28 protein-coding genes are annotated in these 23,198 nt (G+C 40.9%); 13 read left to right on the top strand and 15 right to left on the bottom strand.

The genetic code is table 11. The features are described from left to right. The first annotated feature begins 101 nt into the window (after window positions 1–101). Window positions 102–785, top strand: coding sequence for a tetratricopeptide repeat protein (locus tag BSAG_RS21465; RefSeq protein WP_008770696.1), 684 nt, complete (start codon window positions 102–104; stop codon window positions 783–785). Between the two features lie 33 nt (window positions 786–818). Here BSAG_RS21465 and BSAG_RS21470 read toward each other — a convergent pair whose 3' ends face one another. From BSAG_RS21470 to BSAG_RS21485, 4 genes are all read right to left on the bottom strand, one after another. Beyond that, window positions 819–2,111 carry a zinc-dependent metalloproteinase lipoprotein gene (locus BSAG_RS21470; protein ID WP_008770697.1) on the bottom strand — a complete coding sequence of 431 codons (1,293 nt, stop codon included), beginning with the start codon at window positions 2,109–2,111 and terminating at the stop codon, window positions 819–821. A 66-nt stretch (window positions 2,112–2,177) separates the two neighbouring features. After that, window positions 2,178–2,936 (bottom strand): biotin--[acetyl-CoA-carboxylase] ligase, encoded by a 759-nt coding sequence (locus tag BSAG_RS21475; RefSeq protein ID WP_008770698.1) that lies wholly within the window; start codon window positions 2,934–2,936, stop codon window positions 2,178–2,180. After that, window positions 2,920–3,276, bottom strand: a complete 357-nt coding sequence (locus BSAG_RS21480; protein ID WP_004316305.1) for an MmcQ/YjbR family DNA-binding protein — start codon at window positions 3,274–3,276, stop codon at window positions 2,920–2,922. The genes BSAG_RS21475 and BSAG_RS21480 overlap by 17 nt, the downstream gene beginning before the upstream one ends. A gap of 115 nt (window positions 3,277–3,391) precedes the next feature. Then, on the bottom strand, window positions 3,392–3,757 hold the full coding sequence (locus BSAG_RS21485; protein WP_008770699.1) for a YraN family protein: 366 nt from the start codon (window positions 3,755–3,757) through the stop codon (window positions 3,392–3,394). 67 nt (window positions 3,758–3,824) lie between these two features. On the opposite strand from BSAG_RS21485, the gene BSAG_RS21490 reads away from it, so the two are divergent. Together BSAG_RS21490 and BSAG_RS21495 are read left to right on the top strand one after the other, a co-directional pair. Continuing rightward, window positions 3,825–4,058, top strand: a complete 234-nt coding sequence (locus tag BSAG_RS21490) for a hypothetical protein (RefSeq protein WP_004299215.1) — start codon at window positions 3,825–3,827, stop codon at window positions 4,056–4,058. Window positions 4,059–4,084: 26 nt separating this feature from the next. After that, window positions 4,085–4,522 (top strand): nucleoside deaminase, encoded by a 438-nt coding sequence (locus BSAG_RS21495; RefSeq protein ID WP_008640836.1) that lies wholly within the window; start codon window positions 4,085–4,087, stop codon window positions 4,520–4,522. 14 nt (window positions 4,523–4,536) lie between these two features. On the opposite strand, the gene BSAG_RS21500 is transcribed toward BSAG_RS21495, so the two are convergent. The 3 genes from BSAG_RS21500 to BSAG_RS21510 form a co-directional block, all read right to left on the bottom strand. Then, the gene (locus BSAG_RS21500; RefSeq protein ID WP_004316302.1) at window positions 4,537–4,827 is read right to left on the bottom strand and encodes a DUF4834 family protein; all 291 of its coding nucleotides are present in this window, start codon (window positions 4,825–4,827) and stop codon (window positions 4,537–4,539) included. A 67-nt stretch (window positions 4,828–4,894) separates the two neighbouring features. Next, window positions 4,895–5,602: a CDP-diacylglycerol--serine O-phosphatidyltransferase gene (pssA, locus tag BSAG_RS21505; protein WP_008025067.1), complete on the bottom strand. Its 708-nt coding sequence runs from the start codon at window positions 5,600–5,602 to the stop codon at window positions 4,895–4,897. 10 nt (window positions 5,603–5,612) lie between these two features. Then, a complete protein-coding gene (locus BSAG_RS21510; RefSeq protein ID WP_004316298.1) occupies window positions 5,613–6,299 on the bottom strand; it encodes a phosphatidylserine decarboxylase family protein in 687 nt (228 codons plus the stop codon). A gap of 161 nt (window positions 6,300–6,460) precedes the next feature. On the opposite strand from BSAG_RS21510, the gene dnaE reads away from it, so the two are divergent. Genes dnaE through BSAG_RS21525 form a run of 3 tightly spaced genes read left to right on the top strand, consistent with a single transcriptional unit; the run spans window position 6,461 to window position 11,009 of the window. Further along, the gene (gene dnaE, locus BSAG_RS21515) at window positions 6,461–10,267 is read left to right on the top strand and encodes a DNA polymerase III subunit alpha (protein WP_008640837.1); all 3,807 of its coding nucleotides are present in this window, start codon (window positions 6,461–6,463) and stop codon (window positions 10,265–10,267) included. A gap of 59 nt (window positions 10,268–10,326) precedes the next feature. Continuing rightward, entirely contained in the window at window positions 10,327–10,641 is a 315-nt protein-coding gene (gene trxA, locus BSAG_RS21520; RefSeq protein ID WP_004306576.1) for a thioredoxin, read from the top strand. A 32-nt stretch (window positions 10,642–10,673) separates the two neighbouring features. After that, window positions 10,674–11,009 carry a hypothetical protein gene (locus tag BSAG_RS21525; protein ID WP_004306577.1) on the top strand — a complete coding sequence of 112 codons (336 nt, stop codon included), beginning with the start codon at window positions 10,674–10,676 and terminating at the stop codon, window positions 11,007–11,009. A 213-nt stretch (window positions 11,010–11,222) separates the two neighbouring features. On the opposite strand, the gene BSAG_RS21530 is transcribed toward BSAG_RS21525, so the two are convergent. Next, window positions 11,223–11,948, bottom strand: coding sequence for an RDD family protein (locus tag BSAG_RS21530; RefSeq protein WP_004316294.1), 726 nt, complete (start codon window positions 11,946–11,948; stop codon window positions 11,223–11,225). 101 nt (window positions 11,949–12,049) lie between these two features. Here BSAG_RS21530 and BSAG_RS21535 point away from each other — a divergent pair, with 101 nt between their 5' ends. The 6 genes from BSAG_RS21535 (at window position 12,050) to BSAG_RS21560 (ending at window position 18,311) form a co-directional block, all read left to right on the top strand. After that, window positions 12,050–13,012, top strand: coding sequence for a stage II sporulation protein M (locus BSAG_RS21535; RefSeq protein ID WP_004316293.1), 963 nt, complete (start codon window positions 12,050–12,052; stop codon window positions 13,010–13,012). Then, complete coding sequence (locus tag BSAG_RS21540; protein WP_004316290.1) at window positions 12,993–13,931, top strand: hypothetical protein; 939 nt, start codon at window positions 12,993–12,995, stop codon at window positions 13,929–13,931. The genes BSAG_RS21535 and BSAG_RS21540 overlap by 20 nt, the downstream gene beginning before the upstream one ends. Window positions 13,932–13,947: 16 nt before the next feature. Continuing rightward, a complete protein-coding gene (locus BSAG_RS21545; protein ID WP_004316289.1) occupies window positions 13,948–14,565 on the top strand; it encodes a DUF4129 domain-containing protein in 618 nt (205 codons plus the stop codon). Next, window positions 14,562–15,833, top strand: a complete 1,272-nt coding sequence (locus tag BSAG_RS21550) for a DUF4350 domain-containing protein (protein ID WP_004316287.1) — start codon at window positions 14,562–14,564, stop codon at window positions 15,831–15,833. The genes BSAG_RS21545 and BSAG_RS21550 overlap by 4 nt, the downstream gene beginning before the upstream one ends. An 11-nt stretch (window positions 15,834–15,844) precedes the next feature. After that, complete coding sequence (locus BSAG_RS21555; RefSeq protein WP_004316285.1) at window positions 15,845–16,819, top strand: AAA family ATPase; 975 nt, start codon at window positions 15,845–15,847, stop codon at window positions 16,817–16,819. Window positions 16,820–17,000: 181 nt separating this feature from the next. Beyond that, window positions 17,001–18,311 carry a DUF58 domain-containing protein gene (locus BSAG_RS21560; protein WP_004316284.1) on the top strand — a complete coding sequence of 437 codons (1,311 nt, stop codon included), beginning with the start codon at window positions 17,001–17,003 and terminating at the stop codon, window positions 18,309–18,311. Here the strand turns inward: BSAG_RS21560 and BSAG_RS21565 are convergent. Genes BSAG_RS21565 through BSAG_RS21590 form a run of 6 tightly spaced genes read right to left on the bottom strand, consistent with a single transcriptional unit; the run spans window position 18,306 to window position 20,936 of the window. Then, a complete protein-coding gene (locus BSAG_RS21565) occupies window positions 18,306–18,683 on the bottom strand; it encodes a DUF86 domain-containing protein (protein WP_004299262.1) in 378 nt (125 codons plus the stop codon). The two genes, BSAG_RS21560 and BSAG_RS21565, sit on opposite strands and share 6 nt — an antisense overlap. Further along, window positions 18,667–18,960 carry a nucleotidyltransferase family protein gene (locus BSAG_RS21570; RefSeq protein WP_004299263.1) on the bottom strand — a complete coding sequence of 98 codons (294 nt, stop codon included), beginning with the start codon at window positions 18,958–18,960 and terminating at the stop codon, window positions 18,667–18,669. Before BSAG_RS21570 ends, BSAG_RS21565 begins: the two co-directional genes overlap by 17 nt. Before the next feature lie 60 nt (window positions 18,961–19,020). Beyond that, entirely contained in the window at window positions 19,021–19,260 is a 240-nt protein-coding gene (locus tag BSAG_RS21575) for an immunity 17 family protein (RefSeq protein WP_004316282.1), read from the bottom strand. Then, window positions 19,257–19,670 carry a tRNA (adenosine(37)-N6)-threonylcarbamoyltransferase complex ATPase subunit type 1 TsaE gene (tsaE, locus tag BSAG_RS21580; RefSeq protein ID WP_004307943.1) on the bottom strand — a complete coding sequence of 138 codons (414 nt, stop codon included), beginning with the start codon at window positions 19,668–19,670 and terminating at the stop codon, window positions 19,257–19,259. Before tsaE ends, BSAG_RS21575 begins: the two co-directional genes overlap by 4 nt. A 13-nt stretch (window positions 19,671–19,683) precedes the next feature. Next, the gene (locus BSAG_RS21585) at window positions 19,684–20,493 is read right to left on the bottom strand and encodes a metal ABC transporter permease (RefSeq protein WP_004316280.1); all 810 of its coding nucleotides are present in this window, start codon (window positions 20,491–20,493) and stop codon (window positions 19,684–19,686) included. After that, window positions 20,493–20,936 carry a hypothetical protein gene (locus BSAG_RS21590; protein WP_032811120.1) on the bottom strand — a complete coding sequence of 148 codons (444 nt, stop codon included), beginning with the start codon at window positions 20,934–20,936 and terminating at the stop codon, window positions 20,493–20,495. The genes BSAG_RS21585 and BSAG_RS21590 overlap by 1 nt, the downstream gene beginning before the upstream one ends. 172 nt (window positions 20,937–21,108) lie before the next feature. Here BSAG_RS21590 and BSAG_RS21595 point away from each other — a divergent pair, with 172 nt between their 5' ends. After that, window positions 21,109–22,107, top strand: coding sequence for a M28 family metallopeptidase (locus tag BSAG_RS21595; RefSeq protein WP_004316276.1), 999 nt, complete (start codon window positions 21,109–21,111; stop codon window positions 22,105–22,107). Between the two features lie 56 nt (window positions 22,108–22,163). Here BSAG_RS21595 and BSAG_RS21600 read toward each other — a convergent pair whose 3' ends face one another. Next, window positions 22,164–22,913: an N-acetyltransferase gene (locus BSAG_RS21600; protein ID WP_004316275.1), complete on the bottom strand. Its 750-nt coding sequence runs from the start codon at window positions 22,911–22,913 to the stop codon at window positions 22,164–22,166. Between the last annotated feature and the right edge of the window lie 285 nt (window positions 22,914–23,198).

Here is a 23,198-nt window from a genome sequence, read left to right as displayed (position 1 = left end):
ACTTTTATCAATTTGATTGTTCTTTTCGCGAACAAAGGTACATTTTTTATTTTTTTATTGTATCTTTGTGTGTCACGAACTAAATAGCAATCAGATGGATTATGAGGACCTTAACTATTTTTCTTATCTCTTTATTTTCATTGCCGCTGGTGCTGAATGCGCAGTCGGTTGATGAGATGTTACAAAAAGTGTCTGCTGCCATTGAGGCAGGGCAGAATGGGCAGGCTGTGAGCTATTTCCGGCAGACTATCGCTCTGAATATAGACCGTACGGAAATGTATTATTGGACGAATGTAGACAAGAACAGTGAAATTAGCTCCAAACTGGCTACAGAATTAGCGCTTGCCTATAAAAAGAATCGGAATTACGATAAAGCCTATTTATTTTACAAGGAATTACTGCAAAAGACTCCTAATAATGTAGATTGTTTGGAAGCTTGCGCAGAAATGCAGGTATGTCGTGGGCAGGAGAAAGATGCTTTGCGTATGTACGAAAAAATATTGCAACTTGAGGCGGATAATCTGGCGGCTAATATCTTTTTAGGAAACTATTATTATTTGACAGCAGAACAGGAGAAGAAAAAGTTGGAGATGGATTATAAAAAACTTTCTTCTCCCACTAAAATGCAGTATGCCCGCTACCGGGATGGATTATCGAAGTTGTTCACTACCCGGTATGAGAAAGCGCGTAACTCTTTGCAGAAAGTGATTCTGCGTTTTCCATCAACAGAAGCTCAAAAGACATTGGATAAGATATTGAGGATAGAAAAAGAGGTGAATCGCTAAGCGGTTCACCTCTTTTCAATTATATTCAATTTGTTATTTTATAGTTCGTATTGGTAAATCCAAAGGCCCTTCATTAAGCGCTCGGGTATCAATGTCTCCTTTCTTCGGTCCGGGTATCAGAGGACTATAGGATAAGACATGTCTGATACGTTCACGTTGATTTTGAGTGAATTGGTTTGAATAACTAATAGCATAATCCATGATATTATAAGAGATAAACTCTATACCATCACATCCTGTTCGTTTTACCAAATTTTTAAATGTGTATTTTTCTCTCTCATTCTCATATATGTAATCACATTTGCTATCATACTCTTGTTTATTATAGCTTTTGGTATCTTTGCAATAATCCGTATCTTCACACGTGCCATTATCGGTTTCGGCAAAGACATGATGTAGTCCCAGGTAATGTCCTAATTCATGAGCTAGCGTGACAGCAATGTCTGCTGTACTATATTCTGTTGGAGTAGACTCTTCATTAATATATAGGCTATTAATGGAGACAGATAGTGGGAATTGTAAATTTGCTAATGTTAGATGAGAGTAGTCTGTTTCACCAAGCCCTTCTAAATAATGCTTGCCTGTAGTAGAAAAAGGAATATGAGAGATACCTAATGTTACTGAATTTGAATTCGGTTCAGTTGTAAAATTATAAACCATAATGTTGATATATGAGTTTGGATCCCATAAGTATTTTACATATTTTCCCGAATTATCCTTCATAAAAGCTTCACAATCGATAGGGTATGACTCTGGCCATTGGATATATTCTACGCCAGGATTGGGTAATGTTTCTCCATTTTTATCTGTTGTTGCCAATGTAAAAGTAAGATTCATGTCTACACTGTTATTCTTGCTTTTATACAGACTGTTCACTTTGTCTAGTATATGGGATAAACGGCTTGAATTTACTTTTTGTAGAGAATTCTCATCTTCTTTATACAATACATGAAAGATTACAGGGAGTTCATAATGGTATTCTTCAGCCGTATTGGTAGAGCCATTTTGAATGATTTGAACAGTTTTGCTAACCTTATGACTTATGATAGTGACAGTTGCTGTTCTGGATTTGGATTCCAGATTTGCATTAATAGATAAGATTAACTTTCCATCGTTTTCTCCTTTTTGTGTATTGGGAATGCACCATTGTTTATTACTTGTAACAGTCCATGAGGAACTACAAGTAATATCTATCGTTAATGATTCACCGCTTGCGCTGATGTTATCAAACTTCGATTCTGATATATGCAATGTTGCAGAATCTGAATCATCGCATCCTATTAATATCCATAACAATGGAAGGAGGAAAATTAATTTTGTTTTCATAAATGAAAGAGTTTTATATAAAAACGCACGTTTCAAAGATAATGTTTTGATCTGGAATAGAATAGCTTATTTCAGTAAATATTCTACTTCCTTAAACATATACCCTCTTTTAATCAGCTTCTCATCTTCTAATATCAACTTTCCTTCAGGTTCTACACAAACGATTCGTGCAAGAAATTCTCCATTGGCATCTTTATATCGATGCATCCCTTCCCTTCTGAAAAGAGATTTTTCATATTGACAGGCTATTGATGTCGTATCGCCTTTTTTGAGCAAGCTATAATAAGATTGGATACGCAGCATGATATTTTTCAGTATTTCAAATAGATCATGCTCTTCTTCTGTGATTTGTAGCAGTGAAACGGGGTTAGGAGCAGAACTGTGAAATGTTTCCTGATTAATATTAATTCCGATGCCTGCAATACTTTGATTGATGTTCCGCCCCATCAGATCGTTTTCTATCAACATCCCACATATTTTCTTTTCTTTCCAATAAATATCATTCGGCCATTTGATAGAAATGTCGGTGGTATAGGTATCCAATTCTTCTTTAATAGCTAAAGATATAATCTGTGAAATAAGAAACTGACGTCGTGCTTCCAAAAACTCGGGGAAGATAACGGTGCTGAAAAGAAGATTCTTGCCAGGATCTGATTCCCACGAATTTCCACGCTGTCCCCGACCGGAAGTTTGAAAATCGGCGACAACGACAGTTAGTTCCTCCACTTTCTGTTCAGAACAGAGAGATTGCAGATAATTGTTGGTAGAGTTCGTCTCGTTGATATGAATCAATGGAACCGGGAATGTATCAGGGGAGGGCATCATATTCTGCGCGTAACTTTTTAGTAAATTTCTTGATTACCTCATCATAAGAGTGGTCAATAAGCTCTTTCATCAATTTATCGTCTACGTCACTGTCAAAGCGGACACTATTCCAGTACTTTTTATTAAAATGATAAGCCCCTTCAATTCCCGAATAATGTTCACGCAATTCGATTGCTTTTTCCGGATCACATTTTAGTGCGATGTGATTAGCTTCTTCCAGGTCAATGAGAGCAAACATCTTGTTCATAACCTTTACAACTAGTGATACATCATCGAAAGGAAAAGATTCGGTGACTCCTTTCTTGTTCAAGCAGTATTCTCTGACAGTTTCTACATTCATAATAAATTAATAATTATAGTATGTTTTCATAATTAGTTTATATCATAAATTTAAGCGCAGATTGCACGAATTTCACGGCTTTTATAATGATGAATATGTAAAGCCACAGCATTCTTTAATATAAAGGAGGATAAAACGCTTCCTCTATGTGTTCAACCTTGAAGTTCCCGTCGTTGCCTACTACAGTGATGATATCGAAGCGTACAGGAGTGTCAATCTGAAACAATCTGATATAGGCATCTGCTGCACGTACTGTACGTTTTATTTTGGGTAAATCTACAGCATCTTCCGGGGCCGCAAACAGAGTGTCACTGCGCGTCTTCACTTCTACTACAATCAGTTCATTGTCTTTTGCGGCTACAATGTCCAGTTCGAAATGTCCTTTTCTCCAATTCCGGTCACGAATAAGATAACCTTTCTGCTCAAGATAAGCTACGGCGGCATTTTCTCCGGATTTTCCTAAATCATTATGTTCAGCCATCTTTTTTTGCAAATTTACTGCTTTTATTCTTTGTTTTTACAGAAGTAAAAGTAATTTTGCAGAAGATATGAGAAAAAGGAGTAAGAAGTGCCTGAAAATGCATGTCGAGTGTACCAAAAGGGAACGACGGATGAGCATTTTATTGAGCGACGAAGAACAGCTGATTGTAGATCGTTATCTTGAGAAATATAAGATAACGAACAAGTCACGTTGGCTTCGTGAAACAATTCTCATGTTTATTCATAAGAATATGGAAGAAGATTATCCCACCCTTTTTGGTGAACATGATATGAGGCGATAGTTGAAAATTAAAAATTAAAGAGGGGAATGCTAGACGATATTTACTTCATGAAACAAGCTTTGATAGAGGCAGGTAAGGCTGCCGAGCGGGGAGAAGTTCCCGTTGGAGCTGTTGTGGTTTGTAAAGAGCGGATTATTGCGCGTGCCCATAATCTCACAGAAACATTGAATGATGTAACGGCTCACGCCGAGATGCAGGCTATTACAGCTGCTGCCAACGTGCTTGGTGGTAAGTATTTGAACGAATGTACCCTGTATGTCACCGTTGAGCCTTGCGTGATGTGCGCAGGGGCTATTGCTTGGGCACAAACAGGCAAGCTTGTGTTTGGTGCCGAAGATGAAAAACGCGGCTATCAGAAATATGCCGGTTCGGCTCTACATCCTAAAACAGTGGTTGTAAAAGGGATAATGGCTGACGAATGCGCTGCACTAATGAAAGAGTTTTTTGCAGCGAAACGGAAATGAAAGCAGTGTAATGGCTATTTGATTTCCTCAAAATCTACATATTCGCCATCATCCTGGGTGAATATTTTTTTATGTCTTTTCTCCGGAACATTCTCGGAATATATTTCTTCTTCATCATCATTTGAACGGCGATTCGTTTGGTTATAGCTTTGTTGGCTTGTACGTCCTGATTCCGTTTGTTTCGGGCGGGATGAAGAAGAACTACGTCCTAATCCGAAAATCGTTCTTAGTATGAAGCCGACAATAGAAAGGCCAAATACGAAAATGGCAATGATAAAAATGAGTATGAATAAAAGTATATGCATCGGACTATGATTTTTATGTTGTTACTTTGATAAAACTCATAGTACAACAAACGTGCCAAGAGATTGTTTATTTACTTTTTCTTGTAAAAAGTGAAAGTAAAATATACCATACAATAATGGCGGCAAAACTGCTAATTCCAAGAAGTAGAAGAAGAGGAATGCAGATAATCAGGAATATAAAACTGATTTTGTTGTCATTCCATGACAGGTTTTTAAATTTCAAAGAAAACATCGGTATTTCTGATACCAGTAGTCCGGAAAACAGACAGACAAGTATAAGAAGGTAGACAGGATGGCAGTTGTCTGATATCAGGAAGTCATGTGCCCCTGCCACTAATGAACCCCAAAACAGAGCATTGGCTGGTACTGGGAGTCCGACAAAAGAGCTGGTCTGCCGTGTGTCATTGTTGAATTTAGCCAGGCGCAAGGCAGAAAAAACAGAAATCAAGAATGCCAAATAGGGTAGATAAGGAGCGATGAATTCCATATTTGCCGGATAGTACATTTCTTTGAACAAGGAGAATACGATCAGTGAGGGAGCAACTCCGAAGCTGACATCATCTGCCAATGAATCCAGGTCTTTTCCGATAATGGAATGTGCATTGAGTGCACGAGCCAACAATCCATCAAAGAAATCAAAAATAGAACTTAAAGCGATGAAAAGTAGAGCTAGTTCATATTTTGCTTCAAAAGCCATGACGCAAGCAATACAACCGGAGAAAAGGTTCAGGCAGGTTACGGTATTCGGAATACTATTTTTAATAACGTTTGTCATTGTGACAGAATTATTTAAGTTTGGCGATAACCGTTTGGTTACCGGTCGTTAATTGTCCCATTTTGACACAAATCTCCGTGCCAATGGGTAAATACACATCCACGCGGGAACCGAATTTGATAAATCCCATGTGTTCGTCAATATAACATTCTTCTCCTACTTCAGCGTAGGTGACAATACGGCGTGCCACTGCTCCGGCGATTTGCCGGGTGAGTATTTCCACTCCTTCCGGAGTTTCGATCACTACCGTAGAACGTTCGTTTTCTGTGCTGGCTTTCGGCAGCCATGCTTTCATAAAATTGCCATTATGATGCGCTACCTTTTTAATAGTACCATCTACCGGATACCAGTTGGCATGTACATTCACGATGCTCATGAAAATAGATACCATTAAGCGGCGGTCATGGAAATATTCGTTTTCATCCACTTCTTCGATGACGACGATTTTTCCATCGGCGGGTGCTACGACAATCTTTTCAGTGTCCTGCCCGAAGAGACGGATCGGACATCGAAAGAAATTCACCATCAGCAGATAGACTGCTATACTCGCTACTGCTACCACATAAAAAGGTATTTTGCAATCGATTCCCCAATAAAGAGCCGCATTAATCAATAGCAATAGCAAAAAGCTTGCCCATAATATATGTGTTCCTTCGCGGTGAATACGTATTTTTTTCAATTTCTTTAGTCGGCCCATGAATGCTGTTTAATGATATTGTCTGCAAAAATATACTTAATTTAAAAAATCAGCAAGTAAATGAGCATAGAAATGCGAATGTTGATAACTTTTTGAGGATTATTTTTGTTTATAACCCAAGAGGTAGTAATTTTATGCCTTCAAATTAACTACTTATCATTATGCAGGATTTCGTTCATTTACATGTCCATACTCAATATTCTCTGTTGGATGGTCAGGCTAGTGTAGCTCGTCTGGTCGATAAAGCCATGCAAAATGGGATGAAGGGTATTGCCGTGACCGATCATGGAAATATGTTCGGTATTAAGGAATTTACGAACTACGTTAATAAAAAGAACAGCGGTCCGAAAGGTGAAGTCAAAGACCTGAAGAAGCGAATTGCAGGAATTGAGGCCGGCACAATAGAGTGCGCGGATAAAGAAGCGGAGATTGCTGCCTGCAAAGCTAAGATAGTGGAAGCGGAAAACAAGCTTTTCAAACCTGTCATCGGTTGTGAAATGTATGTTGCGCGCCGCACTATGGACTTAAAAGAAGGTAAGCCCGACCAAAGTGGTTATCACTTGATTGTATTGGCTAAGAATGAAAAAGGTTATCATAATCTTATTAAATTAGTATCGCACGCATGGACACGCGGATATTATATGCGCCCGCGTACTGATCGTAGCGAACTGGAAAAATATCACGAAGGACTTATTGTTTGTTCGGCCTGTCTCGGTGGTGAAGTGCCGAAGCGGATTACTGCCGGGCAATTTGCAGAAGCCGAAGAAGCCATACAATGGTATAAGAACCTGTTTGGGGATGATTATTATCTGGAGATGCAGCGTCATAAAGCGACTGTTCCCCGTGCTAATCACGAATGTTATCCGTTGCAGGTAAATGTGAACAAATATCTGATTGAATATGCTAAGAAGTTCAATGTCAAACTAATTTGTACGAATGATGTTCACTTTGTAGATGAAGAGAATGCGGAAGCGCACGACCGTTTGATCTGTTTGAGTACCGGTAAGGATTTGGATGATCCTAGCCGTATGCTTTATACCAAACAGGAATGGATGAAAACACGCGAAGAGATGAACGAACTCTTTGCCGACGTTCCCGAAGCGTTGAGCAATACGCTGGAGATTCTTGACAAGGTAGAATATTACTCCATCGACCATGCACCCATCATGCCTACTTTTGCTATTCCCGAAGATTTTGGGACGGAAGAAGGCTATCGGGCGAAGTTTACGGAAAAAGACCTGTTTGATGAGTTTACTCAAGATGAGCACGGTAATGTGGTATTGAGTGAAGAGGATGCGAAAGCAAAAATCAAACGCTTGGGTGGCTATGATAAACTCTATCGTATTAAACTTGAAGGAGATTACTTGGCGAAACTAGCTTTTGACGGAGCTAAGAGAATTTATGGTGAACCTCTGTCGGAAGAAGTCAAAGAGCGAATGAACTTCGAACTGTATATCATGAAAACGATGGGTTTCCCAGGATACTTCTTGATTGTACAGGACTTTATCAATGCGGCACGTAAGGAATTGGGTGTGTCGGTCGGTCCGGGACGTGGTTCGGCTGCCGGTTCGGCGGTGGCCTATTGTCTGGGAATTACGAAAATCGACCCTATCCAGTACGATTTGCTGTTTGAGCGTTTCTTGAATCCGGACCGTATCTCCTTGCCCGATATCGATGTGGACTTTGATGATGACGGGCGTGGAGAGGTACTTCGTTGGGTAACGAATAAATATGGTCAGGAAAAAGTAGCTCATATCATCACTTATGGTACAATGGCTACCAAGTTAGCTATCAAGGATGTTGCCCGTGTGCAAAAGCTGCCTCTATCGGAGTCTGACCGATTGGCTAAATTAGTGCCGGATAAGATTCCTGATAAGAAACTGAACTTGCGGAATGCGATTGAATATGTTCCCGAACTACAAGCTGCGGAAGCATCATCCGATCCGTTGGTACGGGATACGATCAAGTACGCTAAGATGCTCGAAGGTAACGTACGTGGTACAGGTGTACATGCTTGTGGTACGATTATCTGTCGTGACGATATCACCGACTGGGTACCTGTCAGCACTGCTGATGATAAGGAAACGGGCGAAAAAATGCTTGTTACCCAGTATGAAGGTTCGGTGATTGAAGATACCGGATTGATTAAGATGGACTTCCTTGGTCTGAAAACTTTGTCTATTATCAAAGAGGCCGTTGAAAATATCCGTTTAAGTCGTAATGTTGAAGTAGACGTCGATGCGATAGACATCTGCGATCCGGCTACTTATAAATTATATAGTGACGGACGGACGATTGGTACATTCCAGTTTGAATCTGCCGGCATGCAGAAATACCTGCGCGAATTGCAGCCTTCTACATTCGAAGATTTGATTGCCATGAATGCCCTTTATCGTCCGGGACCGATGGATTATATACCTGATTTTATCGACCGTAAACATGGGCGTAAGCCGATTGAGTATGATATTCCGGTAATGGAGAAATACTTGAAGGATACGTATGGTATTACGGTTTATCAGGAACAGGTGATGCTTCTGTCGCGTTTATTGGCGGACTTTACCCGCGGTGAGTCTGATGCACTCCGTAAAGCGATGGGTAAGAAGCTGCGTGACAAGCTGGACCACATGAAACCTAAATTTATTGAAGGTGGGCGTAAGAACGGGCATGACCCGAAAGTTCTTGAAAAAATCTGGACCGACTGGGAAAAGTTTGCGTCATACGCTTTCAATAAATCACATGCTACTTGTTATTCGTGGGTAGCTTACCAAACCGCTTATCTAAAAGCTAATTATCCTCCTGAATATATGGCTGCTGTGATGAGCCGAAGCTTGTCGAACATTACCGATATTACGAAACTGATGGACGAATGTAAGGCAATGGGTATTCAGACGCTGGGGCCGGATGTAAACGAAAGTAACCTGAAGTTTACAGTAAACCATGATGGTAATATCCGTTTTGGACTAGGGGCTGTCAAAGGTGTAGGTGAAGCTGCTGTCCATAGTATTATGGAGGAACGTAGTAAGAATGGTCCTTTCCTCGGTATATTCGACTTTGTGCAACGTGTCAACCTGAATGCCTGCAACAAGAAGAATATGGAGTGTCTGGCATTAGCCGGAGGGTTTGATAGTTTCCCGGAACTGAAGCGGGAGCAATACTTTGCTGTAAATTCTAAGGGTGAAGTATTTCTGGAAACGTTGATGCGTTATGGCAACCGTTATCAGGCAGATAAGGCAGCTGCTTTCAATTCTTTGTTCGGTGGTGAAAACGTTATTGATGTTGCAACTCCTGAAATTCCTCAAGGTGCAGAACGTTGGAGTGATCTCGATCGTCTGAATCGTGAGCGTGATTTGGTAGGTATCTATCTTTCTGCTCATCCGTTGGATGAATTCTCTATCGTGTTGGAACATGTCTGCAATACCCGTATGGCAGATTTGGAAGATAAAGCTGCACTTGTTGGTCGTGAAATAACGATGGGAGGAATCGTGACTAGTGTTCGTCGCGGGGTCAGCAAGAATGGAAATCCGTATGGTATCGCCAAGATTGAAGATTATTCCGGTTCTACCGAAATCCCATTCTGGGGAAATGACTGGGTGACTTATCAGGGATATCTCAACGAAGGAACGTTCCTATATATTAAAGCCCGTTGCCAAGCGAAACAATGGCGACAGGATGAATTGGAAGTGAAAATCACTTCTATGGAACTTCTTCCCGACGTGAAAGAAGAACTGGTACAGAAGATCACGATTATCATTCCTCTGTCAGTCTTGAACTCGGCTTTGGTTACTGAACTTGCCACTCTGACTAAGGAACATCCGGGAAATACGGAACTGTATTTTAAAGTGACGGATGATGCCGATGTAAGCCACATGTCAATTGATTTGATTTCCCGTCCGATTAAGCTTTCGGTGGGTCGGGATTTAATAACATATTTAAAGGAACGTCCGGAACTGGGATTTCATATAAATTGATTATATTTGTGGCGAGAATAAGCTAACGAAATAACATTTAATAATTAATACTTAAAAAAATGGCTTTAGAAATTACAGACAGCAACTATAAAGAGGTTCTTGCAGAAGGAAAACCGGTTGTTGTAGATTTTTGGGCTCCTTGGTGTGGCCCATGCAAGATGGTGGCTCCTATCATTGAAGAATTGGCTGCGGAGTTTGAAGGACAAGTAATCATCGGTAAGTGCGATGTAGACGAAAATGGTGATATGGCTGCTGAATATGGTATCCGTAATATTCCTACTGTATTGTTTTTCAAGAACGGTGAAATAGTAGACAAACAGGTAGGTGCAGTTGGCAAACCGGTATTCGCAGAAAAGGTGAAGAAGCTTTTATAGTCGATAATACTTATCACTTAATACTTAAAAAAATGGGACTGGAAGACGATTTTTTATTAGCAGATGCCGATGACGAAAAGACCATCGAGTTTATCAAAAACTATCTGCCTCAAGAACTGAAAGAGAAGTTCTCGGACGATGAATTGTATTATTTTCTCGATTTAATCGACGAGTATTACTCTGAAAGTGGCATTCTCGACGCTCAACCCGATGAAGACGGTTATGTTAACATCGATTTGGAAGAGGTTGTGGCTTACATTGTAAAGGAAGCCAAAAAGGATGAAATAGGAGAATACGATCCTGAAGAAGTCCTCTTTGTGGTTCAGGGAGAAATGGAATACGGAAACTCTCTGGGACAGGTGGACTAAACGACATCCGGTCTCATTGCAGATAAAATTAAGATAAGGGGTGTGCTCTGTGAGTATACCCCTTTTTTTTTGCGGGCTTTTTCTCAAACAGTTTTATGCTATGAGAAAAAGTTCTCACAGCTATGAGAAAAAAATACTCATTGCTATGAGAATTAATTCTCACTACAGTGAGAATAATCCCTTGCCTGAATAGTCTGAAACAGCGTATTCTGGTTATATTTCTTCCAATGCATAATACTGATAATCGCGAAGTATCGTCTGAAGAAATTTCTCTTGATTACTCTCACGGGGAGTAACGGAAAGTAATTCCTGTACTTTTTTGGCAAGTGCCGTGATACGTCTTGCCCGGTCTTTTTCGCTGGATTCCAAAGTCCGGGTAATTACATTCACTTGTTCGAGAGATAAATCAGCCGATTGCGGATATACCGGATGATAATTTTGGGTCAGATAGTCGAATTCATCCAGGCTGACATGTATCTTACGATAGTTTTTCTCTTTAATCACCATAGTACCGGCAGCTAGATCCCCTAATCGTTGGTTGTTCTTATTCAATAAAACGACCAGAAGTCCAAGGCCACTTGTGATGGGACCATCAATTGGGAAAAGAAGCCATCGTAACAGATAAGAGCCGATGCTTGGAGTAGAACCGTCTACTTTTACGACACGGATATTGATGAGTTTTTTGCCAAAGCTCTGTCCGTGATTGAACATTTCACAAAGAAAAGAATAACCGAGAATCGGTAAATAAACGACGCACAGAAAAAAGAACAAACTGAATCCTGACGGTAAACTTAATTTAGACAAGAGCGTAATAGTGGACAAGATGTAAAGCCCGATCAGAAAATAATCGATGATTAAAGCCATCAGTCGTTCGCCGATACTGGCGGGTGTTTGGCTGATACGAACGAATTGTCCGGTTATTATCGTAGATTCTGCCATTTCAGGTTAAACATTTTTAGGATTCCGTTGCAAATATATCATAATTCTCTTATTTTTGCTTCCGGTTTCGGACAAAACTTATCCGAAATCTATTGAAAAGCATGAAAGAAGTAACGTTTATTCGTCGGAACATTGAAAAATGGAAGGAGACAGAGAAAGTTGTGGAGCGGGCGGCAAGTCTGTCCCCCGACCAACTAGCCGATGCGTATACGGACTTGACAGCTGACCTGGCATTTGCCCAAACACATTTCCCAACTTCCCGTATTACTATTTATCTGAATAATCTGGCTTCAGCGTTGCACAACGAAATCTACCGCAATAAACGCGAGAAGTGGACACGGATTGTTACCTTCTGGACACAGGAAGTACCACGAACCATGCACGATGCACGGCGCGAATTACTGACTTCCTTTTTGATTTTTGTTGCCAGCGCATTAATCGGCGTATTATCAGCAGCGAATGACCCGGATTTTGTCCGGCTGATATTGGGAAACGGTTATGTGGATATGACACTCGACAATATTGCCAATGGTGAGCCGATGGCCGTATATAATGGTTCTTCCGAAGTACCGATGTTCTTGGGCATTACACTTAATAACGTGATGGTCTCTTTCAACTGCTTTGCAATGGGATTGCTGACCAGTTTTGGAACAGGGTATATGCTTCTCTCCAATGGTATCATGGTAGGAGCTTTTCAAACATTCTTTTATCAACACGATTTGTTGTGGGAATCCAGTCTTGCCATCTGGTTGCACGGAACGCTTGAAATCTGGGCGATTATCGTAGCCGGTGCCGCCGGATTGGCTTTGGGCAACGGCTGGCTGTTTCCCGGCACCTATTCTCGCCTGGAATCTTTCAGAAGAGGAGCGAAGCGAGGCTTGAAAATAGTGATCGGCACTGTTCCGGTATTCATTATGGCAGGCTTTATAGAAGGTTTTCTTACCCGGCACACAGAGCTTCCCGATGTGTTGAGGCTTGGCGTGATATTCACTTCTCTGGCATTTATTATATTCTACTATATTTATTTACCAAATAGAAAAAAACATGGAATCACAGAAACCTAAGATTGCGATGTATGTGAAACGTCCTTTCGGTGAGAAGTTGAACGCTTCTTTTGATTTTATAAAAGAGAATTGGAAACAATTGTTTAAGTATTCAACTTATCTGATACTCCCTATATGCTTAATTCAAGCCGCAAACTTTAGCGGTTTAATGGGAAGTATGACAGATATTACTGCTATGCAGGCGTCCGGAGGAATAAGTGATAATCCTTTAGCTGCTCTGGGACCTTCATTTGCACTGAATTATGCAGGAGTTATCTTTTTTTCATGTTTGGGAGCTTTGTTGATGACTTCCTTGATTTATGCGATGGTACGATTGTATAATGAACGGGAAGAACGCCTGAACGGGATTGTATTCGGCGATATAAAATCGTTGTTGCTCCGTAATATTAAAAGACTGTTTTTGATGGGGATCGCCTGCAGCTTTTTATTCATCTTTGCGGTGATCTTTATTGTCTTATTGGCTGTATTGACACCTTTCACACTCATTCTGACCATCCCGCTTTTATTCGCCTTTATGGTTCCTTTGGCATTAATGGCTCCCATCTACTTATTTGAAGACATTTCGTTGGGTGAGGCATTTGCAAAAACATTCCGGTTGGGATTTGCTACCTGGGGAGGCGTCTTTCTAATTTTAATTGTGATGGGGATTATTGCCAGTGTGTTACAAGGAATCGTTTCTATACCCTGGTATGTGATCTATATTGTAAAAATGATCTTTACGATGAGTGACGGAGGTGCAACCTCTTCATCAGTCGGACTGAACTTTGCGCAATATTTGTTCTCTATCCTGATGTTGTATGGTTCTTACTTATCGGCTATATTCGGTATCGTCGGTCTGGTTTATCAGTATGGTCATGCATCGGAAGTGGTGGACAGCATAACGGTAGAAAGTGATATTGACAATTTTGATAAACTCTAAACCAAACCTCCACTAGATGAATCTCACTTCCCCGGCTGATACACTAGTCTGTGATACGGCGCAGATTGCCCTCTGGCAGTCTGATCCGGCATACAACTATAATTGTGAACTGATTACTCCGGAGATGAATGTCTTTGAGTGGATCAGTCGGCAGTTTGGGGAGTTGTTGCGTAAAATATTCGGCAGTCATTTTGCTGAAGAGTATTCAGGGCTTATCCTGGTATGTATTGCCATTCTTCTTTTATTGCTGATTGTTTGGTTTGTCTATCGGAAACGCCCGGAATTGTTTATGGTCTCGCATAAAAATGCGTTGCCTTATACAGTTGAAGAAGACACCATTTACGGAGTAGATTTTCCGGGAGGGATTGCGGAAGCGCTTTCCCGTCAGAATTACCGGGAAGCAGTACGTTTGCTCTATCTGCAAACTTTGAAACAACTTAGTGACGCTGAACGTATTGACTGGCAACTTTATAAAACGCCTACCCAGTATATCAATGAAGTCCGGCTACCGGCTTTCAGGCAACTGACCAATCATTTCCTGCGGGTACGTTATGGCAACTTTGAGGCGACGGAAGAACTTTTCCGGGTAATGCAGACCTTGCAGGAAGAAATAGAGAAAGGAGGCGTCTCATGAAAGGAAGTCGCTGGTTTATTGTCTTTATTGTCGCTTTTCTATTCATCATGTTTGCAATAGAATATCATTTGCCGAAGAATTTTGTGTGGAAGCCCACTTTCGGACATCATGACGAGCAACCTTTCGGATGTGCAGTATTCGATACCGTATTGTCTTCTTCTTTGCCACAGGGCTACACTTTTTCGAGGAAAAGTCTTTATCAATTGGAGCAGGAAGATACGACGCAACGCAGAGGTATATTGGTTATCTCTGATAATTTGCGATTGTCGGACGTCGATGTAAACGCTCTGTTGAAAATGGCGGAACGCGGAGATAAGATCATGTTGGTGAGTACCTTGTTCGGCAGATATTTGGAAGATACCTTGCAGTTCAGGTCTTACTATTCTTACTTCAGTCCGATGGCTTTGAAGAAATATGCAACTTCATTTATGAAAAAGGATAGCTTGCATTGGATAGGAGATTCGACGGTTTATCCCCGTCAGACTTTCTATTTTTATCCCCAGTTGTGCTCCTCTTATTTTTGGGGAGATTCACTTCCGGAAAGGGTGTTGGCACAAAGAGTTTTTGAGTCGAATGAGTTCCGGTATGAAACCGAGGCGGACTCGTTGACAACGGATAGTCTTGTTTATATGCCTGTAGCGATGTCCCGTCGGTGGGGGAAAGGAGAAGTTATTTTAGTTTCCACTCCTTTGATTTTTACCAATTACGGAATGTTGGACGGCAAAAATGCAACCTATATCTTCCGTTTGTTGTCGCAGATGGGGAAGCTTCCCATCGTTCGCACGGAGGGGTACATGAAAGAAACTGCACAGGTGCAGCAATCACCTTTCCGTTATCTGTTGGCACATCAGCCGCTTCGTTGGGCTTTGTATCTGACGATGATTACCATCATACTCTTTATGATATTCACAGCGAAGAGGCGGCAACGGGTGATCCCTGTTATTCACGAGCCGGCCAATAAATCTCTTGAATTTACCGAACTGATAGGCACGCTTTATTTTCAGAAGAAAGACCACGCGGATTTAGTTCGCAAGAAGTTTTCCTATTTGGCCGAAGAACTGCGGAGAGAGATTCAAGTGGATATTGAAGAAGTGGCCGACGATGAACGCTCTTTCCACCGGATTGCCCGGAAAACCGGAATGGATGCCGGAGAGATTGCTAAATTTATCCGCGAAGTCAGACCCGTGATCTACGGAGGACGTGTTATTGATGCGGAGCAGATGAAGGTATATATCGATAAAATGAATGAAATAATCAATCATATCTAAAGAAGAAATTTATGGAAGAGAATACAGAACAGCGAGTAGATTTAACTCTCTTTTCCGAGAAGATACAAGAGTTGAAAGACCGGATTGCTTCCGTCATAGTAGGGCAGGAGCAGACAGTCGATTTGGTACTGACAGCGATTTTGGCGAATGGACACGTATTGATAGAAGGTGTTCCGGGAGTTGCGAAGACACTGTTGGCCCGTTTGACAGCTCGTCTGATTGATGCAGACTTCAGTCGTGTCCAGTTCACTCCGGACTTAATGCCGAGTGACGTATTAGGTACGACTGTGTTTAATATGAAAACCAATGGTTTTGATTTTCATCAGGGACCGATTTTTGCGGATATTGTATTGGTCGATGAAATCAACCGTGCTCCTGCCAAGACACAGGCTGCCTTGTTTGAGGTAATGGAAGAGCGCCAGATCAGTATTGATGGAACGACTCACCGGATGGGAGATCTTTATACGATTTTGGCTACCCAGAATCCGGTAGAGCAGGAGGGAACATACAAACTTCCCGAAGCACAGCTCGACCGTTTTCTGATGAAGATAACGATGGATTATCCTTCATTGGAAGAGGAAGTGAATATCCTGGAACGTCATCATACCAATGCCGCATTGGTGAAGTTGGACGACATCACTCCCGCTATTACCAAAGAAGAACTGTTGTCGCTTCGTGCTTTCATGAATCAGGTATTTGTAGACCGCACGTTGCTCCAATATATCGCATTGATTGTACAGCAGACCCGTACCAGCAGAGCTGTATATTTGGGAGCTTCTCCACGTGCATCTGTAGCCATGCTGCAATCGTCGAAAGCGTATGCTCTTTTGCAGGGACGTGATTTTGTGACACCGGAAGATATCAAGTTTGTAGCTCCTTATGTACTTCAGCACCGTCTGATCCTGACTGCGGAAGCTGAAATGGAAGGCTATTCTCCAGTGAAAGTGACGCAACGCTTAATTGATAAAGTGGAAGTACCAAAATGAAAAGATTTATGATTTATGAGTTCTGATTTATGATTTGGGCTGCGCGTTGGATGTCTGACTCTATTCATAACATAAATCGAAGAAATCATAAATCGTAAATTATAAACAGTACGTAAATTGTAAGTTGAAGAAATCGTAAACCCAAGAAATTATAAATCATAATTCATAAATCATAATTCATTTGTTTCTAACTCGTCGTTTCTATATTGCCCTTGTCTTGGTTATCCTGTTGTTGGGTAGCGGATATGTTTTTGCTCCGTTCTTTGTTATCGGGCAGTGGGCACTTTTTGTCTTGCTTTTGGTGGTACTGGCAGACGTATATTCTCTTTATCGTATTCGTGGAATCCGTGCTTTCCGCCAGTGTGCCGACCGTTTCTCTAATGGCGACGAAAATGAAGTAAGTATTCGGGTAGAAAGTAGTTATCCGCATCCTGTATCTTTAGAAATCATAGATGAGATTCCTTTTATCTTTCAGAAACGTGATGTCGACTTTCAGGTGAAGCTTGGAGCAAACGAGGGAAAAACAGTTACCTATCGTCTTCGACCTACTCATCGTGGTGTTTACTCTTTCGGTCATATTAGAGTTTTTGTGACCGGGAAAATCGGCTTTATATCCCGGCGCTATACTTGTGCAGAACCTTTGGATATCAAAGTGTACCCGTCATATCTGATGCTCCATCAATATGAATTGTTGGCAATAAGTGATAATCTGACTGAATTGGGAATAAAGCGTATTCGCCGGGTTGGGCATCATACGGAGTTTGAGCAGATTAAAGAGTATGTAAAGGGGGATGATTACCGTACGATTAACTGGAAAGCAAGTGCCCGCCGGCATGAACTTATGGTGAATGTGTATCAGGACGAACGCTCACAGCAGATTTATAATGTGATCGATAAAGGTAGAGTGATGCAGCAAGCTTTCTGTGGAATGACCTTGCTGGATTATGCAATTAATGCTTCGCTGGTGCTTTCGTATGTTGCTATGCAGAAAGAAGATAAAGCCGGATTAGTGACTTTCGATGAACACTTCGATACTTTCGTGCCTGCTTCCAAGCAATCGGGATATATGCAGACATTGCTGGAAAGTCTTTATAGTCAACAGACCACTTTTGGGGAGACAGACTTCTCGGCTCTTTGCGTTCATTTGAACAAACATGTCAGTAAACGTAGCCTGCTGGTACTGTATACTAACTTCTCGAGCATAGGAGGAATGAACCGTCAATTATCTTACCTGAAACAACTAAACCGCCAGCACCGTTTGCTCGTAGTCTTTTTTGAAGATGTCGATTTGAAGGAATATATCGCCCAACCGGCAAAAGATACGGAAAGCTACTATCGTCACGTGATTGCAGAAAAGTTCGCTTACGAGAAGCGGCTGATTGTATCTACTTTGAAACAACATGGAATCTATTCTTTATTAACTACACCGGAGAATCTTTCGATTGATGTGATTAATAAGTATCTGGAGATGAAGTCACGACAACTACTATGATAAGTCTTTTATAATTTGTTCAACTGTCTCTTTTAAAGGAGGAAGATGTTTTTGTATGACTACCCAGATAATCTCGTAGTCAATGTTAGCATATTCATGAGAAATGATATTTCTTAATCCAATAACCTTTGCCCATGGAATTTGGGGATAATCTTTAAGAAAGTTCTTTTGTGTTTTGTCGTCAACAGCCTTAATCGTTTCTCCTATTACTTGGATTCGCATGATGCATGCGTCTAAGATGGTCATTCCCCAAGGTGATAACAAAAAATCATCTACATTCTGAATGTTCTTACATCTTTCTTCGATGATAGATATTGATTCTGATATTTGGAGAAACTTGTCTTGGATTTCTTCTTTAAGCGTATATTCCATCTCTTGCTATTCTTTGGGAAATAAGTGAACGGAGGTTTTTACGCAAACGAAGGAGGTCTATTTTGCAGTTACATATACGTTCCAGTTCTTCTTTAATATCAAACATAATAAAAGGGTCCGGATCTTTTAGTTCAACAAAAACATCCAAATCGCTCTCTTCATGTTGCTCTCCACGGGCAACAGAACCAAAGATACCGATAGAAATAATTCCATATTTCTCGGCAAACTGCTGTTTGAATTGGCGAATTTTTGTAAGATATTCATTGGTTGTTTTCACTTTTCTATCCTCCTTTTATACAAAAATAGTAAAAAATGGGAAGAAAACAAAAGGATTCTCTTAAAAACAGATTATCCTCCCTATGGCTTTCCGTGTTTCCACAAAGAAGAATATAGCCATTCCAATGATGATAATTCCCAGTATCCCATAGAAGAGTCTTGCCCGGTTGCGTCCTACATTCCGGACAATGGTTTGTGCGTTGCGCGTTGTAAAGAACCAGTCCCAGTTCAGCAATGACGCTAGCAGGGAGACGATTCCTGCCAGCGCAAAGATTCCTTGTACGATATATTGTCCGGTCATAGTCTGATTACTCTATTTCCGTCTTCCAGTTCTTCAATCGTTACTTTTACGGCATTTCCCGGAAGTAATTCTTCTACCAGTTCCGGCCATTCAATAAAGCAGAGAGCGCCACTGTAGAAATAGTCTTCGTAGCCCATGTCGTACACTTCACTTAGTTTCTTGATGCGGTAAAAATCGAAGTGATAGATTAATTCTCCGGTTTCGTCCGAACGGTATTCGTTGACAATGGCAAAAGTAGGAGAAGTGATAACATCCGTTACGCCCAATTCTTCGCAAAGCGCTTTGACAAATGTCGTTTTGCCGGCACCCATCTTTCCGTATAAAGCAAATACAGTGTTGTCGCCCATAGCAGCGATAAATTCACGGGCTGCTTCATGGATACTTTCCAGTGATTGAATTTTGATTTCCATATACTATCTATTATTATGACTTTTTCCTGCAACAACTCTTTCCGATTTTACAAACAGCGTAAATCAGGATAGAGAAGAATATGATGGAAGCTCCCGAAGGGACTTTCCAGTGATAAGAAATAAATAATCCACCTAGGCAGCCCAAGAAACCGATGCCGATTGACACCCAGATAATCTTCTTGAAACTATAAGTGAACAAGTTGGCTGTCATCTGTGGAATGGTGAGAAGAGAAATGGCCAGTACGATGCCTACCATACGTAGGCAGGCTACAATTGTCAGCGCAATGAACATCATCAACACATATTCGAATATCTCTACCGGAATCTTTTGCGAACGTGCAAATTCACGGTCAAAAGCAATATATACGATAGGGCGGATAAACAGATAAAAGAATCCGGTCAATATTAGTGCCAATATGCCGAGCATCCATAAATCGATTTGGTTGATGGTCAGGATATTGCCGAAGAGGTAAGCCGACAGGTCGGGCGCAAATCCCGGCGACAGGAAGCTGAACATAATTCCGAGTGCCATCCCTAACGTCCAGAATACTGCAATGGCAGAATCTTCGCGCATATCTTTCCGTCTGCTAAGCCACTCGACACCAAAAGCCGATAATACCGAGAATACGGCTGCCGAGAGTATCGGGGAAATTCCGGCAAACAATCCTAACCCGATCCCTCCGAAAGAAGCATGAGTGATTCCTCCGCTGATAAATACCAGGCGGCGGGTTACGATATATGTACCGATAATCCCACAGGCAATGCTTGCCAGCAGACTTCCCAATAGGGCGTGTTGAAAGAATGTATATTGTAGTAAATCCATCACCTCTCATCTGCTTTTTTTACTTCTACGTTTCTTCTTTCTCCGATAATCAGAAAAACTTCGTCTTTGAGATCATCCGGTAATTCAATGCCACGGAGCTGAAGGCTACGTATCCATCCGGCCACTTCTACATCCAGTGTCGTATACAATACATCCCGAAACATTTCTGTTTCTTCTTCTGTATACGCATCTCCTGCCCTGCCAATGAACTGATCCAGTTCTTCGTCATCGTAATATTCTATTTTTTTGCTGACAGCTGCCAGCAGGCTATCCCGTTCGCATACTTCGTGTTGTCCGCAGCATTCCACATCTACTTCCTTCACTTCCGGCATACGGTCCAGTTCGCCCTTTTCTATTTTCTTTTGCAGTCTTTTGTTGCGGATAATTCCGGCTATCAGCGCAATGACACCCAGCAACACCAGACTTATAATAAGTATCCACATGACAATATAACAGTTACCAATCAATTTTGTGCAAAGTTACTTATAAATTTGCATTCTATCATGTATGCTATCTATTTCTTTCGTACTTTTGTATGTTACCTACAAAATAAACATTGGCGGGTGAATTAAATTTCACCAATCAATGAAAATGACTTAAGATATTTGAAGTACAATGAAGAGAGATTATTTACTATTAGCGTTACTGTTGGTTGGAAACATTACTTTTGCCCAATCTCCTATTGAGAGGGCCTTGAATACAATTAACCGTTCCTCTGCCGAAGCTACTATCAATTTTTTGGCTAGTGATGAATTGCAAGGGCGTGAGGCGGGGTTTCACGGTTCGCGTGTGACTTCGGAATATATTGTTTCTTTGTTGCAATGGATGGGAGTATCGCCTTTGGCTGACAGCTATTTCCAGCCTTTTGATGCTTACCGTAAAGAACGTCAGAAAAAAGGACGTCTGGAAGTACATCCTGATTCCATAGCAAAACTGAAACAGGAAGTTCATCAGAAGCTTACCATGAGGAATGTATTGGGAATGATTCCCGGTAAAAACACCAAAGAATATGTGATTGTGGGGGCTCATTTCGACCATTTAGGTATTGATCCTGCACTTGATGGAGATCAAATATACAATGGTGCTGACGATAATGCTTCCGGTGTATCGGCAGTGCTGCAAATTGCAAGAGCCTTTTTAGCCAGTGGACAGCAACCCGAAAGAAATGTAATCTTTGCTTTTTGGGATGGAGAAGAAAAAGGACTGCTAGGCTCTAAATATTTTGTACAAACTTGTCCTTTCCTATCTCAAATCAAAGGCTATCTGAACTTTGACATGATTGGCCGTAACAACAAACCTCAACAACCCAAACAAGTCGTTTATTTCTACACAGCCGCCCATCCGGTCTTTGGGGATTGGTTGAAAGAGGATATCAGAAAATACGGTTTGCAATTGGAACCGGATTACCGTGCCTGGGAAAATCCGATAGGAGGAAGTGATAACGGTTCGTTTGCCAAAGTAGGTATTCCGATCATCTGGTATCATACGGACGGGCATCCTGATTATCACCAGCCTTCCGATCATGCCGACCGATTGAATTGGGATAAGGTCGTAGAAATCACCAAAGCCTCTTTTCTCAATATGTGGAAGATGGCAAATGAGAAGTCTTTTTAATGAAGCAGATAAAATACAATCCTGATAATTAGCGGGAAAAGTCAGGATTGTATTTCTTATTTTTTGAGTATTCTTTTTAAATAGTCGATAGGTGGCAAATTCACAGTCTCAAAACTTCCTTTATAAAATACAGCAAAATTATTAAAAACACACGGTAACTCTTTTGCTTTCTGTAGCGTATCTACTTGAATAAAAGAAACAGGGACATCATTTGTTTCACAATATTGTTTGATCATTTCAATGTATTTATAGATATAGGGGCATTGCATATCATAATAAATCGTCAGTTCCTCACTTTCTATTTTCAGATTCTTGGCATTTGGCGCGAACTTCGGTACTGTTCCGTCAAAAGAAAGAGCAAGCAATTCATATCCGTTATCAGTAGTGTCAACCACCTCAAAACCAAATTTCTTTGCAAATGATTGGTCGGAAAGCCAGCTCTTCTGTTTTTTTGCCCCAAGCATACAAATGCCGGATCTACCTTTTTCTTTGGCATCAGCTATACAGTACTCTATTAATGCTTTCCCATATCCGTTTCCTCGGGGGCTACCTAGCACCCATAAACAATACAGATAATAATAGTTGTCGCCGATGACGGGAACCCAAGCTGTTTCAAGAGGGGCATATTCAATAAAAACAGTAGCTTTGGCGTTTAACTTTCTAAAGACATGGCCTTCATTCAGCCGGTCGGAAAGCCATTGCCGTTTTGCTTCAATACCAGGATGAGACTTTTTGCTGCGGATGATGCAGCATAAATGCTCATTAGAAAGATTTTCTGTTGTTAAGTTTGTAAAATCAGTATTCATATACACCTTTGTTTCAAGTTAGATATTATCAATCGGATAGTGTAGTAATTGTAATACTTGATTAGCCCGGTTGACAGATAAGCAAATACAAATGTAGTGAATTTTGCGGATAATCTCTGTTGGGTGACTATGGAAATCACAAAGACTTTTTATACATCTACAGAGGATGTTGAACGAGAACTCATGCGAATGTAAAACTTCATTGCCTAACTTAGGATTAGATTGACCGCAGTTCTACCTAATCTGGAGCGAGACAATGAAGTTTATAAAAATAAAAAGATAACA

The sequence above is a fragment of the Bacteroides sp. D1 genome, assembly GCF_000157095.2.
GTDB classification, from domain to species: Bacteria; Bacteroidota; Bacteroidia; order Bacteroidales; family Bacteroidaceae; genus Bacteroides; species Bacteroides xylanisolvens.
The sequence above is the reverse complement of the archived record's forward strand: the minus strand, read 5'-3'. Positions and strand labels throughout refer to the sequence as shown.

Excerpts from the sequence above, each read along its gene's own strand:
- BSAG_RS21465 (WP_008770696.1), top strand. The coding sequence starts at position 102 with ATGAGGACCTTAACTATTTTTCTTATCTCTTTATTTTCATTGCCGCTG.
- BSAG_RS21470 (WP_008770697.1), bottom strand. The coding sequence starts at position 2,111 with ATGAAAACAAAATTAATTTTCCTCCTTCCATTGTTATGGATATTAATA.
- BSAG_RS21475 (WP_008770698.1), bottom strand. The coding sequence starts at position 2,936 with ATGATGCCCTCCCCTGATACATTCCCGGTTCCATTGATTCATATCAAC.
- BSAG_RS21480 (WP_004316305.1), bottom strand. The coding sequence starts at position 3,276 with ATGAATGTAGAAACTGTCAGAGAATACTGCTTGAACAAGAAAGGAGTC.
- BSAG_RS21485 (WP_008770699.1), bottom strand. The coding sequence starts at position 3,757 with ATGGCTGAACATAATGATTTAGGAAAATCCGGAGAAAATGCCGCCGTA.
- BSAG_RS21490 (WP_004299215.1), top strand. The coding sequence starts at position 3,825 with ATGAGAAAAAGGAGTAAGAAGTGCCTGAAAATGCATGTCGAGTGTACC.
- BSAG_RS21495 (WP_008640836.1), top strand. The coding sequence starts at position 4,085 with ATGCTAGACGATATTTACTTCATGAAACAAGCTTTGATAGAGGCAGGT.
- BSAG_RS21500 (WP_004316302.1), bottom strand. The coding sequence starts at position 4,827 with ATGCATATACTTTTATTCATACTCATTTTTATCATTGCCATTTTCGTA.
- pssA (WP_008025067.1), bottom strand. The coding sequence starts at position 5,602 with ATGACAAACGTTATTAAAAATAGTATTCCGAATACCGTAACCTGCCTG.
- BSAG_RS21510 (WP_004316298.1), bottom strand. The coding sequence starts at position 6,299 with ATGGGCCGACTAAAGAAATTGAAAAAAATACGTATTCACCGCGAAGGA.
- dnaE (WP_008640837.1), top strand. The coding sequence starts at position 6,461 with ATGCAGGATTTCGTTCATTTACATGTCCATACTCAATATTCTCTGTTG.
- trxA (WP_004306576.1), top strand. The coding sequence starts at position 10,327 with ATGGCTTTAGAAATTACAGACAGCAACTATAAAGAGGTTCTTGCAGAA.
- BSAG_RS21525 (WP_004306577.1), top strand. The coding sequence starts at position 10,674 with ATGGGACTGGAAGACGATTTTTTATTAGCAGATGCCGATGACGAAAAG.
- BSAG_RS21530 (WP_004316294.1), bottom strand. The coding sequence starts at position 11,948 with ATGGCAGAATCTACGATAATAACCGGACAATTCGTTCGTATCAGCCAA.
- BSAG_RS21535 (WP_004316293.1), top strand. The coding sequence starts at position 12,050 with ATGAAAGAAGTAACGTTTATTCGTCGGAACATTGAAAAATGGAAGGAG.
- BSAG_RS21540 (WP_004316290.1), top strand. The coding sequence starts at position 12,993 with ATGGAATCACAGAAACCTAAGATTGCGATGTATGTGAAACGTCCTTTC.
- BSAG_RS21545 (WP_004316289.1), top strand. The coding sequence starts at position 13,948 with ATGAATCTCACTTCCCCGGCTGATACACTAGTCTGTGATACGGCGCAG.
- BSAG_RS21550 (WP_004316287.1), top strand. The coding sequence starts at position 14,562 with ATGAAAGGAAGTCGCTGGTTTATTGTCTTTATTGTCGCTTTTCTATTC.
- BSAG_RS21555 (WP_004316285.1), top strand. The coding sequence starts at position 15,845 with ATGGAAGAGAATACAGAACAGCGAGTAGATTTAACTCTCTTTTCCGAG.
- BSAG_RS21565 (WP_004299262.1), bottom strand. The coding sequence starts at position 18,683 with ATGGAATATACGCTTAAAGAAGAAATCCAAGACAAGTTTCTCCAAATA.
- BSAG_RS21575 (WP_004316282.1), bottom strand. The coding sequence starts at position 19,260 with ATGACCGGACAATATATCGTACAAGGAATCTTTGCGCTGGCAGGAATC.
- tsaE (WP_004307943.1), bottom strand. The coding sequence starts at position 19,670 with ATGGAAATCAAAATTCAATCACTGGAAAGTATCCATGAAGCAGCCCGT.
- BSAG_RS21585 (WP_004316280.1), bottom strand. The coding sequence starts at position 20,493 with ATGGATTTACTACAATATACATTCTTTCAACACGCCCTATTGGGAAGT.
- BSAG_RS21590 (WP_032811120.1), bottom strand. The coding sequence starts at position 20,936 with ATGTGGATACTTATTATAAGTCTGGTGTTGCTGGGTGTCATTGCGCTG.
- BSAG_RS21595 (WP_004316276.1), top strand. The coding sequence starts at position 21,109 with ATGAAGAGAGATTATTTACTATTAGCGTTACTGTTGGTTGGAAACATT.
- BSAG_RS21600 (WP_004316275.1), bottom strand. The coding sequence starts at position 22,913 with ATGAATACTGATTTTACAAACTTAACAACAGAAAATCTTTCTAATGAG.